This is a genomic window from Flavihumibacter sp. ZG627 (assembly GCF_000814325.1).
Classification (GTDB): Bacteria; Bacteroidota; Bacteroidia; order Chitinophagales; family Chitinophagaceae; genus Flavihumibacter.
Genome location: NZ_JPHF01000009.1, coordinates 37,662 through 53,235, shown reverse-complemented (window position 1 = coordinate 53,235; position 15,574 = coordinate 37,662). Strand labels below are relative to the sequence as shown.

Below are 15,574 nucleotides of genomic sequence, written 5' to 3'. Positions count from 1 at the left end.
ATTTATCCACTTTCCAACTATTTAAACCAACACACATGTTAAAGCATTTTCGTACCATATCATCGGTTGCGTTACTGATGATGGTTTTTGTTTCCTGTAAAAAAGAAGCTGTCAACGAAACACAACAGCTGGAAGTTACTGATGAAGTTGTAGCCAGCATCAGTAAACTTGGTTTTTCTACCCATAATATTATGGCTGCTGAAGGTGGCTATGTTGTTGAGGGTGATATTTTCATTCCATCCAACGAGTTGAACCGCAGCCTTACTGGTGCAATTGTTCGCGTTGGTGAATCGGAGCAGTACCGCACTACTAATCTCGTTACGGGCTTACCAAGAGTAATCACTGTTTCGGTTGATTCCAAATTAAGTTCCAAATATGTAAATGCAACAGATCAAGCTATTTTAAGGTATAATGGTGAAAATTTGCAAATTACTTTTCAGCGTGTTGCCAGTGGAGGAAACATAGTTATTAAGTCAGCACCACGAAGTGCTCAGTACTTGGCATCAGCAGGGTTCCCAACTGCACAGGGAAATCCGCATAATTCAATTTTAGTAAATAACTGGTATATGGACCGTAATGGATGGGATGGCGGCACATTAGTGAGTGTGCTTGCTCATGAAATAGGCCATTGCATCGGCTTCCGTCACACAGATTATATGGACCGTTCTTATAGTTGCGGTGGTGGTCCCTCTAATGAAGGTGCTTCTACAGTGGGGGCGATACACATTCCAGGCACACCAACAGATCAGGATCCAAAGTCATGGATGCTGGCTTGTATTGGTAAAGGCGTAGATCGTCCATTTAATAACAACGACATAATTGCACTCAGTTATCTCTATTAATATCCCTAAGCTTATTTACCAGGCCGGCTCCTTTAGCCGGCTTTTTTTATAGAAAAGGTTCAGGTAAATCACCGGAATCTTTCATATGTTAACGCATTATTGTAAGCGAAATCATTCCAATTGCAAACTCTTAAGCACCTGCGGTTTTAAAAGCAGATTCTATATCATCCTTAATATCTTCAATATGCTCAATTCCTAAGGAAATTCGTAGCAGTCCCGGCTCCACACCAGCCGATTTCTGCTCCGCCTCAGTCAATTGTTCGTGTGTAGTAGTAGCCGGGTGAATTATTAGCGTTTTTGCATCTCCCACATTTGCCAGATGACTTATAAGCTCCAGGTTATTTACGAATTTGTCCGCCGCATCTTTTCCTCCCTTGATCTTAAACGACAATACTCCGCCAAATCCATTTCTCAGGTATTTTTTAGCCAATTCATGGTATTTACTGCTCTTCAATCCGGGATAATTCACATACTCCACCTGCGGATGTTTCTCAAGCCATTCAGCAAGTTCCAATGCATTGTCAACAGTTCGTTGTACACGAAGGCTTAGCGTTTCCAGTCCCTGCAGGAAAAGAAATGAATTGAATGGACTTACAGCCGGTCCTATACTGCGGAGCCCCGTTACCCTTGCACGAATTATAAAGGCGATGTTTCCAAATGGTCCATCCGTTCCAAATATGTCCCAGAACTTCATACCATGATAAGCTTCATCAGGCTCTGTGAAATATGGGAATTTGCCATTACCCCAGTTGAAGTTTCCACCATCAATTATGATTCCCCCGATACTGTTGCCATGACCGCCAATCCATTTAGTGGCAGATTCAACAATCACATTTGCGCCGAAATCTATCGGCCGGCAGAGAAAACCTGCTGCGCCAAAAGTGTTGTCAACAATAAGTGGAATATTATTCTTCTTAGCGATGTCAGATAATTTCTCAAAGTCAGGAATACTGAAACCAGGGTTGCCTATGGTTTCAACGTATAGTGCTTTGGTTCGCGCATCGATCTTGCTTTCAAAGTCAGCAGGATCATCTCCATTGGCAAACCTAACCTCAAAGCCTAACCGCTTGAAGGTTACCTTGAACTGGTTATAGGTTCCACCATATAGATAAGAGGAAGAAACAATATTATCGCCCTGCAGAAGTATGTTCTGTAATGCAATGAACTGCGCCGATTGTCCCGATGCCATGGCCAGGCCGGCAACACCTCCCTCAAGCGCCGCTACCCGTTTTTCAAACACATCAGTAGTGGGGTTCATCAGACGCGTATAAATATTACCAAACTCGCGAAGGCCAAATAGGTTTGCCGCATGTTCAGAACTGTCAAACACATATGAACTGGTCTGGTAAATTGGAACTGTCCTCGATTTGGTTACCGGGTCTGGTACCTGTCCTGCATGTACCTGCAGTGTCTCAAAACGTAAATTTTGCTTTGACATCTGAAATTGATTTTGCTTGATTTGTAGAAGGGAGGATCAATGTCTACAAATATAGTAGGAAAAATATCAACAGTCGAGTTTGGCAAATACAAAACCAGCTACAAATGCCTGGATAAAACCGTAAAGCAACCAGGTAAGGATCATCCTTACAGAAACATCTATGGCACTGAAAGTCAACCACAGAACCGGGATCAGGGCTACAATGCCATATACCAGCGCCACTTCGAAGGCCCTCAATAAGCAGGGGCCTGTAAATATTTCCTTATACCGTTCCCAGAACCAGAGCAGCGCAATGCTAATTACAATGGGGTGGCCATAATAGAGCCAGTCCATCCTGCCGGCCGGACGAAAAACCGGGCTGAGGTATTCCATCGTTACACCCGGGAATAAATAAATTGAGAGTTTCAACATTACAAAACTCATCACCAGCAATGCAATGGAAGAAATTGCAAGTGATATCAGTACTTTTTTCCAGTGTAGTTTGAACATGACTATGGGTGTTTATTAACCGGCCGCCCGAAGGCTTATTTTGAATTTTACCATTATATCTTCCTCTACTTTTATTAATCCCGCAAGTTTATTTGGAGGCTTTAACCTGAAATCGGAAAAACTGAGCTTCCTGATTCCGGAAAAACTAAGGTTATTGGGCGATGGATTACCCACCTCAAAAAGGATCTCAAATCGCTTAGTCACACCTGCCAGTTCCACTTCCACCACTCCCAATACTTTTTCGCCACTTTTTTTAAACCTGCCTACCTGGATCAGGTTGATTTTCATCTCCGGCTTTTCCTTTTCACGAAGCGTCCGCCACATTTCCTTTGTCATCACCTGCTGCTCACAATCAAACCAGCGGATCATTACTTTAAGTCCGCCTCCAAATGTGAATGCCGTATTCGGATTGTTATCCCGAAATATGGTTATAGTATCGCGATTGAGATATTGAACGGTCTGGCATTTAAAAGGAGCAACATTCGATTTTCCCTCAATGGTAAATACACTATTCTTGTCAATGATCCATCTTTCTGCAACCGGCTTTGATTCCGGAGTGAAGAATAAGTGGAACAATATGAAAAGAAGATTTGACATTAACTTGTCTTGTTGAATGTACCTGTTAAAAATAGGAAATGCCGGGTGATTCTACTACCCGGCATTTTTCCAAACACACATCAGAGAAAATATTAGAATCCGATTACTGCTTCAATTACATATCCATTGAATTTACCACCGTCCAGAATATCTCCTTCTTTCCAACCTTTGTACTTCTGGTTAACGATCTCACCTTTCAACAGGATGTTCTTAGTCAGGAACCAACCACCACCGAAAGCGGTACGATTGATCTTCACATTATCATCATATCCTGGAAGTTCTGAACTTACATTGTTGAATCTTGCACCGAGGAAAACATTCTCGCTCTTGCCTATGCGGTAGATAACATCAAGGGCAGTCTGGTTCATTTTACGCTTATCAGGGTCAGCAGCAGTTGCAGCATTGCCTTTTGCAGTTTCATAAGTACCAAACAGTTCCAGTCCTTTGTATTTACCAAATCCGTTCAGCATGATGGCGCGTACATTTCTGGTGAAACCAGGAGCGAAACGACCAGAACTGAATTTAGCTTTCAGGTCAGCACCTTTTGCTTCCATAACAGCCCAGTAGTTTGAACCTGTACGGTCACCTGCATAGAGAACGTTACGCTGACTCCTGTTGTTTATATAATATGAACCACTACCACGCAATCTGAAATCTTCAGTTACCTGCTTGTCAAATCCACCTTTCAGGAAAAGGGCAGGAAATTTTTTAGAATTATCATCAATATCAGTTGCCTGCTTGTTGATGGATGAGTTGATGGTACCGTTGGTAACACCCACCATACCGAACCAACCATTCTTCTTCAGGTAAACTTCTGCACCGATCTCCGTAGAGAACGCATCAACTATAAGGTTCTCGATGAAAGGGTTATAGATTGCATTACCACCATCTGTTCTGCGGAAATGCTGATCACCATAGTTGATCTCAAAGTGACCGATCTTGATTGTAGTGATATCCATCAAGTCACTCCAGAACTTACCTTTGAAAGGCAGCTTGTCGAACTGGATATAACCACCCTTAACCCAGAATTCATTGTGGTGACGTGATGACATATAATTTTCAAGAGCAACCCGGATACCATCTGCCAGTTGAAAGTCAATATTAAGGTTGGCTTGCGCAAGGTTGAAGCCAGGGCCCATTTGATAAAGAGGAATTTCACCTTTTGAGGCATTTTCATGGTTAAGGTTCTGGTACTGTTGTGTAAAACCTGCACCAAAACGTACACGTGGTCCTTCAAATGCTATGCTGTCTTCTTTAGAAGTTTCAAACCTGTTGATACCACGTTTATCATATGGCCTCCAGTTTGAAGGACGCCCATAGAATTCTTTTACTTCTTTGCCTGGTTCTTTAGTTGCTTCTTGTGTATCCTGGCCAAAGCTTATAATGGGAGCTGAAAGAAGAGCCGCGATGGCTATGATTTTTACTCTTCTGGCTGATAAAAGTTTCATAAGTAGTTACTTAAAAAATTTAATAAAGTATGTGTATGTTTTGTTTAGGGGGCTTTTAATACGAGATTGTATTTTACTGTTATACCATCGCCGGTTTTAATGGTTCCGAACACTGCGGTTGGGGGTTGAACTTTATAGTCTGTCATCTTCAGTGTATGCGCACCGGTAAAACTGATACTCTTGTCGGCATTCATTTTACCATGTGACACGAGTTCAACATCTTTTGATACACCGGAAATGGTCAGCTTACCCTTTGAAGTAATAATGAAGCCATTACCATTGGGTTTAATGCTGGATGAATTTGAGCTAAAACTGATATTTGGGTTTTTCGTTGTGTTAAGGGCTTTATATGTGTTTTTGTCCATCTGGTTGTGCTCACTCTTCAGGCTTTCTGCAGGAAGTACAAAACTAATAGCTCCAATTTCTTTAACACTAGCGCCATCCAGTGTAACGGTTGCGGTAACCTTTCCCTTTTGAGATTCCATCTTCCAGTCATGGATATTCGAGGTTCCTTCGATCACTGTTTTACTCATTGATCCCTGGTAGCTTGACTGGCCATTCACAGAAGAAAAAATCGACATTGAGGTGATAAATAAACCCAGCGGAAGCACCGCTTTCCTGATCAGGGTTTTTGTTAAGGCGTTCATTTTAATTCGTTTTATTCGTAATGCTTAATTGCTGGAACAAATCTATCCCAAGATTAATCCACCAGTTATGACAAGCAACCCCTGAGGATGTGACAGTTATCACTTAATTTCCTGATTATTGTTAGATAAGGTTATGACAGGGGGCTTTTGTTTTAATTGTGTACTTGATACACAAATAGTTATAAATCTGAAATTCCTGCCTTCTATTCACATACCGACTCCATCCAGTGGCATGGTTTCTGAATAATTTTCAAAAAAAACCATCAATTATGTCACATCAACAATACCAGCAATGCATTGAAGCTTGCCAGAACTGCGCAGTTGTATGTAATCATTGTGCTGTTTCCTGTTTACAGGAGGAAAATGTAAAGCATCTTACCGAGTGTATTGAACTCGATCTGGAATGTGCTATGATCTGTACAGCCGCTGCCCAGGTTATGAGCGTTAACGGTGTAATGTCTGAAGAACTTTGCAGGATCTGCGCCGATATCTGTAATCGTTGTGCCGATGAATGTGAGAAACATGCTGCCATGGGTATGGAGCATTGTAAGGAATGTGCAGCAGCCTGCAGGCGCTGCGCTGAAATCTGCATGGAAATGGCATAATAATAATACACTTATATATACGCAGGAGGTCGCCAAATATCAATTGGACGACCTCCTGTTTTATAGCCCTTGTCTATACTTTATACAATGTTTGGGTAAAAATTGCATCATCCTTGGGTTATTTTAGGCTATTGCTAGGGTTATCCTAGGCTTTTAAGTATCAAAAACCCTAGGATAACCCTAGGAAAACCCTAGGAAAGATAACAATTGTAACAACCAATGAACAGCTATTGGGTTGATAAGTGATGCTGTTTGAAAACAAAAGGGCCGACTCATACTGAATGAGACGGCCCTTTGTTAAGGGTGCAATTTGCTGACCCCTGTTATTTACCCAACATGTGTGCGGGGAGACATTGACTTAACGCCATTTTCAGATGTATTTCTAAATGGGTTGATTTGTTCAACCAGGCTTCTTCCCTTATCCTTAAGATCCTTAACCATTTTATCCTTATCCTGCTGGTTCATTCTTGAATACTTGTAGTAAGCATAGGCTGCGAGTCCCGCCAAAAGGAGGGAGGTATTACTTCTTCTCATGATTTAAATTTTAAAGTGAATAAAGTTTCAATCTATCACAGGAATTAAAATACCATGCCAGCGCTAATCTCGCATCAGGTGCTTATCAAACCCTCTTTCTACCAGTTGCTGGTATGCATCCCATATATCATCCGGGATGGGCTGTGGTACCTGGAAGCCTCTATCCGGGTAATACTTTATCCGCTGCAGGTCACCCACCATAATATGAATTACTTTTTCAAGGGGAAACTCTGTATTATGGTATTCATCAAATGATAATTGTGGGGAAGTGACCAGCAGATCTTTATCGGGCCAGTGCTTTTTAAAAGTAGCATAGCTCCGCCTTTCCATATATGGCTTCTGCACAACAATAAAGCTTTGTGGATCGAGTCCATTTTCTACTAACAGTCTTTTTGAAAACTGGATATTCTCACCAGTATTTGTTGATTTATTTTCAATAAGTATGGCCGAGGCAGGGACTCCACGACTCATTGCAATAGCTGCAAACTTATCAGCTTCCGGCTCAGTCCATATGCCCTGGGTGAGATTGCCGAGTCCCCCGGAGAACACGATAAACGGAGCCCATCCCTCTTCATAAAGATCACAGGCCCGGTCAGCAACCCTTAAGTCGTGGCTTCCCAAAGCCAGTATACAATCCGATTTAACCATTATATGGTTCAGCTGGTGGTAGTTCCACACCTTGCGGGCCAGTTCAAGTACTTCATCATTTATCATGGTTTAAACATAACAATACATTCGCTTAATTCCGCAATTGGTAAAGGATGGCCTGATAGAATTTTTGTGTTGATATAGTTTTGCCTTTAAATCTTATCGAGATGAGAATTAATATACTCTTATTGGGATTTATCCTGTAACAGATAATTGGTCATACCGATTCGGATGCAGGTGCTGAAGAAAATATTACTTTATCATGTAACCGTGGCTGGCGTTCAGAAAGCTCTTCAGGAGCAAAATGAAAATGATGGTTCAAGGTTAGAGTCGGATGGTAAAGGAGAAACAGTTAGGGTGGGGGAGAACTTAACCCGTGAGGACCGTGCTAAGAACAAGCTGGTGGAGTTTATTAAATGATAGATTGGTGTATGTACGAATAAAATACAATCCGCAGCCATAAAAAAAATCATGGCTGTCCATTAGCTTGGCCTTTTGCTTTATTTTCACACCATTAATGATATTGATTGTAGACGATAAGCAGGAGAACCTTTTTTCACTAAAGACGCTGCTTCAGATCCATGGATTTGAAGCGGATACGGCTGTTTCGGGAGAAGAAGCCCTGAGAAAGATTTTAAAAACAGAATATGAGCTTATCATATTAGACGTGCAGATGCCTGATATGGATGGCTTTGAAGTGGCGGAAGCTGTTAGCGGCTCAAGTAAGTACCGGGAAATTCCCATACTATTTCTTTCTGCTGTAAGCATCGATAAGCGTTTTATTATGAAAGGTTACCAATCGGGGGGAGTTGATTATGTAACAAAACCATTTGATCCGGATCTTCTCCTGCTGAAGGTTAAAACTTTCTGCCGGCTGTATCAGCAATCAAAGCTCCTGAATGATGCGCAGGCAACCCTTGAACATAAGGTTGAAGAGCGCACAAAGGAATTGGTAAGGATCAACAATGAACTTGAATTAAGAAATGCTGAATTACAGCAGTATGCATTCATTGCCTCTCATGACCTGCAGGAGCCTCTCCGGAAAATACAAACCTTCACAAGATTGGTAAAGGAGCAGGTTTCTGACCGCCGCGAATCGGTTCAATACCTGGAGAGGATCATAAATGCATCGGGTCGCATGCGCAATCTCATTGATGATCTCCTGAATTATTCACGGCTATCGGCGTTGCCGGTATTCTCCGAAATAGACCTTAATATGGTCCTGAATGATACTATCGCCGACCTCGAAGTATTGATCACCGAAAAGGGAGCAACCATCTATAAAGATAATCTCGTACATGCTGAAGTTAATCCGGGCCAGATGCGCCAGCTATTCCAGAACCTGCTGACCAACGCGCTTAAGTTTTCTAATCCAGGTACCCCGCCAGTTATAAATATTCGTTCCCAACTGGTTAATAGCCTTTCATTTGATGCGGTTCCCAATGAGAACGGTGAGTATATAAGGCTTACCATTGAAGACAATGGGATCGGCTTTGATGAGCAGTACCTTGGCAAGATCTTTACCATTTTCCAACGGCTCCATACAAAAGATCAGTATGATGGTACGGGCATTGGACTGGCCATTGTAAAGAAGATCGTGGAAAAACATAATGGTATTATCACGGCAACAAGTGATGAGGGGAAAGGCTCTGCTTTTATTATTATCATCCCACTGGTACAGCAAAAAATTAATAACGAATTAGCGGAGAATTTATAATATGACACTAATCCAATCTACTTTCAAGCGTAACCTGCTGATAGGCTTTGGCATTTCATTACTGCTGCTGGCCGTCAGTTCAATTGCATCTTTTATCAGTATCCGAAACCTGATGGACAGTGCCCGGCAGGTGGCACACACAAACCAGGTGCGGAAAACTATTGATGAAGTACTTATTGCTGCAAAAGAAGGAGAAGCCGGACAAAGAGGTTACCTGCTAACAGACGATAGCCGTTACATGAACCCTTACCGCGGGGCGCATGATCGGGCAAAGGATGCGTTACGCCGACTGGCTATTCTCATTTCAGATAACCCTGATCAGAAAGCAGAATTAGAAAAACTAAAGTCCCTGGCTGAAGAACGCTTTTCAAGGATGGAAATGGTCATTGATAAAAAACTGAAAACCGGTATTGTGCCAACTGATCTCTTCAAAGGGATGGTAATAATGGAAGAAATGGCAAGTGTTGTTCAGGTGATGAAAGACAGGGAGCAGGCATTGCTCGATGAGCGTACCAATAAAATGAATCGGTTTGCTGCGGCAACCCCGATGCTGATCATCGTTGCGGCAAGTCTTGCCATATTCGTCACAATATTTTCATTCTACCGGGTAATAAGTGATTTTGATTCGAGGGTGCAGATGCAGCAGGAGCTTATTAATAAAGACCAGGAAACAACTGAGAGGCTGGGTTTGATACAGGGCATTGCGGAAAAAATATCGGCAGGGAATTATACAGTGCGTGTTAATGGAGAGGGCCGCGACCTCCTTGGAAGCATATCGGGTTCACTGAATAAAATGGCTGAATCCCTTGAGTTCTCTTTTTCAAAATTGTCACAGAAAGAATGGCTTCAAAGGGGGATAGGTGAATTAAATGAAAAGCTGATTGGCGAAAAAGACCTGAATAATCTTTCTCATAATGTACTCGACTTCCTTTCATCTTATACTGATTCGCAGGTAGGGGCTTTTTACCTGGTAAATTCACAGGACAGCCTCTCCCTGGTAGCAAGCATGGGACTTAACCAGCAAGGCGTTCAACAGACAGTACAATTTGGAGAGGGCGTTGTGGGTATTGCCGCCCAGTCGGGTAAGATGCAGGTCATATCCGGACTGCAGGATTCTGAGATAGTGATAAGTTCTACATCAGCAAGCTTCCATCCCAACACAATTATAGCTTTCCCTGTTTATCATGAACAAAAGCTAAAAGCAGTCATTGAATTAGCTGCCATTAAAGAGTATCCCGAAGTAGTTAAAGAATTCCTGGGGGTTGCTCCTTTTAATATTGGGATGGCTATACATAGTGTACGTGACCATCTGAGGGTTCAGGAACTTCTTCACGAAACTCAAACCCAAGCCGAAGAGTTGCAGAGTCAGCATAGTGAATTGGAAAATATCAATGCCGAACTCCATGCACAATCAGAGAAACTGCAGGCTTCCGATGAAGAGTTGCGAGTTCAGCAGGAAGAGTTACAACAGGCCAACCTTGAATTGGAAGAGAGGAGCCGGTTGCTGGAGGAGAAGAATGAAATGATCATGGAGCGCAATATCGAAATTCAAATGAAGGCCGAGGAACTGGCAACAAGCTCAAGATATAAATCCGAATTTCTTGCCAATATGAGTCATGAATTGCGTACGCCACTTAACTCTATTCTGCTACTCTCCCGATTGCTTTCTGAAAATCATGAAGATAACCTATCTCCCGACCAGGTTGAATATGCAAAGGTGATACAATCATCAGGCAATGGTTTGCTTACTTTGATTGATGAGATCCTTGATCTTAGTAAGATCGAGTCAGGTAAAATGGAACTTGAGTATAATGATGTGAACATAAATGATCTGGTGGAGGATGTCAGTTCTATGTTTTCGACTTCGGCAACTGAGAAGGGTATCAGCTTTGACGTGAAAATCAATCCGGGTACGCCTTCATTGATAGAAACGGACCGGCTGCGTGTAGAACAGGTGCTTCGTAACCTGATCTCAAATGCCATGAAGTTTACCGCCTCAGGAGGCATCACTGTGGATGTATCTTCTTTTGACTCATCCATACTTTTTCGTGTGATTGATACCGGTATAGGTATACCAAAGGAAAAACAGGATACGATCTTTGAGGCCTTCCAGCAGGCCGACGGCTCTACCAGGCGCAAATTCGGAGGAACGGGGCTGGGACTATCCATAAGCCGCCAGCTTGCACGATTACTGGGAGGAGATGTAACAGTATCAAGTGAAGAAGGTAAGGGTAGTACTTTTAGCTTTATTGTTCCCCTTAAGAAAATGGAGAATAAAGAGCAAAGCAGGGATGAAAATGATTTTGCAATTCCGGCATACCATGAGCAAGCCAGTGAACCGGTTTCTTTTAAAGAGAAGGATGAGTTTATTGCCGATACAATACCCCAGGCTGTTCCCGATGATAGAAACAATATCAAAAAGGATGATCGTGTAATTCTGATAATAGAAGACGATACTGCATTCGCCAAATCCTTACTTGATTTCGCAAGGCGTAATAAATACAAAGCTATTGTTGCAGTTAGAGGAGATGAGGGTGTAGCGATGGCCAAAAAATATCTGCCGCTGGGAATATTACTTGATCTTCAATTACCCGTTAAAAGTGGCTGGGAAGTTATGGAAGAACTGAAATCAGACCCTGCAACAAGGCCCATCCCGGTTCACATGATGAGTTCATACCAGATGAAGACAAAAAGCATTTCTAAGGGCGCCATTGATTTCATAAACAAGCCCGTTGCCTTTGAAAAGATGAGTGATATCTTTAAAAAGATCGAACAGGCCCTTTCGCGCGAACCGAAAAAGGTTTTGATAGTTGAAGAGAACCATAAGCATGCAGAGGCACTTGCCTATTTTCTGGATACTTTTAACGTTGCATCTGAAATAAAGGACAGCATTGATGATGGAATCAAGGCATTGAATAACGATGATGTTGATTGTGTGATACTGGATATGGGCATACCATCCCGCCAATCGTATGAGACCCTGGAAGAAATAAAAAATTCGCCGGGTATGGAGCATCTTCCTATAATAATATTTACGGGCAAGAATCTGTCACATAGGGAGGAAATGCGGATCCGTCAATATGCCGATTCTATAGTTGTGAAAACAGCCCATTCGTACCAACGTATATTGGATGAGGTAACTCTTTTCCTGCACCTTGTAGACCAGAATAACAAGGAGGAAAAGCGCCCCAGGTACAGAAAAATGGGTGCGCTTGCAGATGTGCTGAAGGGGAAAAAAGTTTTGGTGGCTGATGATGACGTACGTAATATTTTCTCCCTTAGTAAATCATTAGAGCAATACGGGATGGAAGTGATTTCTGCGATTGATGGCAAGGAAGCGATGAAACAGCTTGAATCAAATGAAAAGATTGATATTGTGCTGATGGATATGATGATGCCCGAAATGGATGGCTATGAAACAACCCGGGCCATCAGGGAAAGAAAAGAATTCAGTAACCTTCCCGTTATTGCCGTTACAGCCAAGGCCATGACGGGCGATAGAGAAAAATGTATAGAAGCAGGGGCTTCTGATTATATCACCAAGCCGGTAGATGTTGATCAATTGGTATCACTCCTAAGGGTTTGGCTTTACACAAGTAGTTAAGATGAATAAAAAGCTTCAGGGCATTCTTATTATTGATGATGATAGCAGAAATATTTTTGCACTTTCTGCTGTTTTAAAAGCCCGTGGATATACATGCTATTCAGCCGCTGGTATGCAGGAGGGTTTCAATGTGCTGGCACAGAATGACTCCATTAAGATCATCCTTATGGATATGATGATGCCTGAAATGGATGGCTATGAAGCCATTCCCCGATTACGTGCAAACGCTGATTATGCTCATCTTCCTATTATTGCCGTTACAGCACAGGCAATGGCAGGCGATCGTGAGAAATGCCTTGCCGCGGGTGCCGATGACTATCTGTCAAAGCCAGTTAACATTGAGCATCTCGAGCATCTCTTAAATAAATACCTGGATGCGCGGCCTTAACAAGCATATTATTGGTGATGAGGAACTGGAGCAATTATTAAACGAATTGTTTCTTACTCATGGGTATGATTTCACTAATTACGCCCAGGCTTCCCTACGCAGGAGAGTCAATCGGCTGTTCATTGTTGACCGGATATCAAGTTTCGCAGAATTGTTCTATAAGGTGAAGACCGACAAACATTATGTTACGCATTTGGTTGAGGAGTTAACGGTGAATGTTACAGAGATGTTTCGCGACCCGCATGTTTACAAGATCCTGAGGGAGAAGATCATACCCGTACTGGCAACGCATCCGGTGATCCGTATCTGGCATGCAGGATGTTCTACCGGTGAAGAGGTCTATTCCATGGCCATATTATTGGATGAAGCCAATCTTTTGCATAAAAGCCTTTTATATGCCACCGATGTAAATCCTTCTGTGATCGAAAATATCCGAAAGGGTGTTTTCCCCCTTCACCATATGAAGCAATATTCGGAGAATTATATTCAGTCAGGAGGCAAACGTGATTTTTCTTCCTATTATACAGCAAAATATGATTGGGCCATATTTGACCAGAAGTTTAAAGCAAGAATGATCCCGGCAACGCATAACCTTGTATCAGATCGTTCTTTCAATGAGTTCCAGGTGATATTCTGCCGAAATGTTTTAATATATTTTGATAAAGACCTTCAGAATAAAGTGCTTGATCTTTTTGATGAGAGCCTTGAAAAGCTCGGTTACCTGGTTCTTGGCTCAAAGGAGAATATCAGGTTCTCACCTATTGTTTCTAAGTATGGTCAGACCGACCCACATGAAAAAATATGGAGGAAGCTAAAATCAGAAAAGTAGACGCCATCGTAATTGGTGGATCAGCAGGAAGCCTTGAGGTTATCCTGGCAATTGTTGCTGCTCTGCCTGCATCCACCAAAACAATCATTATCATTATTGTTCATCGCAAAAATGATGCTGAATCGCTATTGGAAAACCTTATTAAAAGCCGCACTTCCTTAAGAGTTCGGGAGGTAGAAGATAAAGACCCATTGCGGTATTCTACAATCTATATTGCACCTCCTGATTACCATCTTTTGTTTGAAAGCAGGAAGGAGTTTAGCCTCGACATGACTGCAAAAGTGCAGTATAGCCGACCCTCTATTGATGTGAGCTTTGAATCAGCGGCCACAATATTTAAGGATTCACTTGCCGGATTACTTCTCTCAGGTGCCAATGCAGACGGCACTGCTGGATTAATATCCATTGCTTCTAATGGCGGCATTGTTCTGGTGCAGGATCCTTCCTCCGCTGAAGTGGATTATATGCCACAACATGCCCTGGCAAATGCAAAAGTGGATTTTGTTGTAACCGCTAATGATCTTCCGGCTTTTATTGCCTCAATTTGCAAGTAAGAATGCTTTGGAGGCATTTTCTCCTGTTAGCAATTCATAACACTGCTTTACAATTTCCAGTTCTTCATTAGTAGGGATCACCATGATCTTTACCCTTGCATTTTCTTTATTGATTTCCCTGATTCCAGCCTGGGGCATTTCGTTTTTAACCTCATCCAAATCTATTCCAAGGAAATCGAGATTGCTGCATATCCTCTTTCTTATCTCGGTATCGTTTTCACCTACACCCGCAGTAAATACCAGCGCATCGAGGCCATTCAATACAGCCACATAGGCGCCTATCATTTTTTTGATGCGATAGGCATAAAGGTCATAGGCGAGGTCGGCTTCTTTATTACCAGCAGTTATTGACTTTCGGATATCCCGCATATCACTAAAGCCGGTCAATCCGAGCATGCCACTGGATTTATTCAGCAGGTTACTGACTTCCTGTGCACTGAATCCTAGTTGTTCAATAAGATGAAATATCACCGATGCATCAATATCACCCGAACGTGTTCCCATGATAAGTCCGCTTACCGGACCAAAACCCATGCTGGTATCAACCGATCGCCCTGATTCAACGGCGGACATGCTACATCCGTTGCCCAGATGAATAGTGATGATCTTTGCTGCCGGGTTGTTCAGCTTCTTCATGGCCTGCTCACTCACATACTTATGCGAAGTTCCGTGGAAGCCATAGGCACGTATTCTCTTCTCAGTATAGAATTTCGCGGGGATGGCATACCTGTAGGCCTTTTCAGGCATGGTCTGATGAAAGGCTGTATCAAAAACAGCGATCTGTTTTGCATTGGGAAAGATTTTTTCAGCCACTTCAATGCCAAGGTAATTGGCCGGATTATGCAAGGGAGCAAGGGAGAATAATTCTTTGATCTTTTCTTTTATGGGTTCTGAAATAATAGTGGTGGCCTTGAAGCTTTCTCCTCCATGTACTACCCTGTGCCCTACTGCATCGATCTCTTCAGGATTTGCAATAACACCGATCTGCGGGTCGGTCAGTAGTCGTGCAACTTCGTGTAAGCCAGCCTGGTGATCTGCCAGTGTGAGTGATTCCTTAGTAACCAACTCCTGCCCATGTTTCCATGTTTTATGTGTAATGGATGAGCCTTCGAGACCGATTCTTTCTACCAGCCCACTACAAACCGGATTCTCCTGGGGCATCCTGAATAATTGATATTTGATGGAACTACTACCTGAATTGATCACAAATATGTTCATCTTATTTACTTTATAA

At 42.4% G+C, this 15,574-nt stretch carries 16 protein-coding genes; 8 read left to right on the top strand and 8 right to left on the bottom strand.

Annotated features, from left to right (window positions below; genetic code table 11):
- Positions 1 to 35 precede the first annotated feature (35 nt).
- Positions 36 to 842, top strand: a complete 807-nt coding sequence (locus HY58_RS15295; protein WP_039133897.1) for a M57 family metalloprotease — start codon at positions 36 to 38, stop codon at positions 840 to 842.
- A 130-nt stretch (positions 843 to 972) separates the two neighbouring features.
- On the opposite strand, the gene HY58_RS15290 is transcribed toward HY58_RS15295, so the two are convergent.
- The 5 genes from HY58_RS15290 to HY58_RS15270 form a co-directional block, all read right to left on the bottom strand.
- A complete protein-coding gene (locus HY58_RS15290) occupies positions 973 to 2,280 on the bottom strand; it encodes an O-acetylhomoserine aminocarboxypropyltransferase/cysteine synthase family protein (protein ID WP_039133894.1) in 1,308 nt (435 codons plus the stop codon).
- Between the two features lie 66 nt (positions 2,281 to 2,346).
- Complete coding sequence (locus HY58_RS15285; protein ID WP_039133890.1) at positions 2,347 to 2,769, bottom strand: hypothetical protein; 423 nt, start codon at positions 2,767 to 2,769, stop codon at positions 2,347 to 2,349.
- Between the two features lie 15 nt (positions 2,770 to 2,784).
- Positions 2,785 to 3,366, bottom strand: coding sequence for a YceI family protein (locus HY58_RS15280; RefSeq protein WP_039133887.1), 582 nt, complete (start codon positions 3,364 to 3,366; stop codon positions 2,785 to 2,787).
- 92 nt (positions 3,367 to 3,458) lie between these two features.
- On the bottom strand, positions 3,459 to 4,814 hold the full coding sequence (locus tag HY58_RS15275) for a hypothetical protein (protein ID WP_052324190.1): 1,356 nt from the start codon (positions 4,812 to 4,814) through the stop codon (positions 3,459 to 3,461).
- A gap of 44 nt (positions 4,815 to 4,858) precedes the next feature.
- Positions 4,859 to 5,461, bottom strand: coding sequence for a YceI family protein (locus tag HY58_RS15270; protein ID WP_052324189.1), 603 nt, complete (start codon positions 5,459 to 5,461; stop codon positions 4,859 to 4,861).
- A 269-nt stretch (positions 5,462 to 5,730) separates the two neighbouring features.
- On the opposite strand from HY58_RS15270, the gene HY58_RS15265 reads away from it, so the two are divergent.
- A complete protein-coding gene (locus HY58_RS15265; RefSeq protein ID WP_039133884.1) occupies positions 5,731 to 6,066 on the top strand; it encodes a four-helix bundle copper-binding protein in 336 nt (111 codons plus the stop codon).
- A gap of 327 nt (positions 6,067 to 6,393) precedes the next feature.
- Here HY58_RS15265 and HY58_RS15260 read toward each other — a convergent pair whose 3' ends face one another.
- The gene (locus HY58_RS15260) at positions 6,394 to 6,600 is read right to left on the bottom strand and encodes a hypothetical protein (protein WP_039133881.1); all 207 of its coding nucleotides are present in this window, start codon (positions 6,598 to 6,600) and stop codon (positions 6,394 to 6,396) included.
- Between the two features lie 63 nt (positions 6,601 to 6,663).
- Positions 6,664 to 7,314: a YdcF family protein gene (locus HY58_RS15255; RefSeq protein ID WP_039133878.1), complete on the bottom strand. Its 651-nt coding sequence runs from the start codon at positions 7,312 to 7,314 to the stop codon at positions 6,664 to 6,666.
- 165 nt (positions 7,315 to 7,479) lie between these two features.
- Here HY58_RS15255 and HY58_RS15250 point away from each other — a divergent pair, with 165 nt between their 5' ends.
- The 6 genes from HY58_RS15250 to HY58_RS15225 all read left to right on the top strand — a co-directional run bounded on the left by HY58_RS15250 (position 7,480) and on the right by HY58_RS15225 (position 14,340).
- Positions 7,480 to 7,668: a hypothetical protein gene (locus HY58_RS15250; protein ID WP_039133874.1), complete on the top strand. Its 189-nt coding sequence runs from the start codon at positions 7,480 to 7,482 to the stop codon at positions 7,666 to 7,668.
- Between the two features lie 97 nt (positions 7,669 to 7,765).
- Entirely contained in the window at positions 7,766 to 8,965 is a 1,200-nt protein-coding gene (locus tag HY58_RS15245; RefSeq protein ID WP_039133871.1) for an ATP-binding protein, read from the top strand.
- Position 8,966: 1 nt separating this feature from the next.
- Positions 8,967 to 12,569: a response regulator gene (locus HY58_RS15240; protein ID WP_039133869.1), complete on the top strand. Its 3,603-nt coding sequence runs from the start codon at positions 8,967 to 8,969 to the stop codon at positions 12,567 to 12,569.
- A 1-nt stretch (position 12,570) separates the two neighbouring features.
- A complete protein-coding gene (locus tag HY58_RS15235) occupies positions 12,571 to 12,957 on the top strand; it encodes a response regulator (RefSeq protein WP_039133866.1) in 387 nt (128 codons plus the stop codon).
- Complete coding sequence (locus HY58_RS15230; protein WP_039133863.1) at positions 12,944 to 13,786, top strand: protein-glutamate O-methyltransferase CheR; 843 nt, start codon at positions 12,944 to 12,946, stop codon at positions 13,784 to 13,786. The genes HY58_RS15235 and HY58_RS15230 overlap by 14 nt, the downstream gene beginning before the upstream one ends.
- Entirely contained in the window at positions 13,759 to 14,340 is a 582-nt protein-coding gene (locus HY58_RS15225) for a chemotaxis protein CheB (RefSeq protein WP_039133861.1), read from the top strand. Before HY58_RS15230 ends, HY58_RS15225 begins: the two co-directional genes overlap by 28 nt.
- Here the strand turns inward: HY58_RS15225 and HY58_RS15220 are convergent.
- Complete coding sequence (locus HY58_RS15220) at positions 14,326 to 15,558, bottom strand: acetate/propionate family kinase (RefSeq protein ID WP_039133858.1); 1,233 nt, start codon at positions 15,556 to 15,558, stop codon at positions 14,326 to 14,328. The genes HY58_RS15225 and HY58_RS15220 overlap by 15 nt on opposite strands.
- Between the last annotated feature and the right edge of the window lie 16 nt (positions 15,559 to 15,574).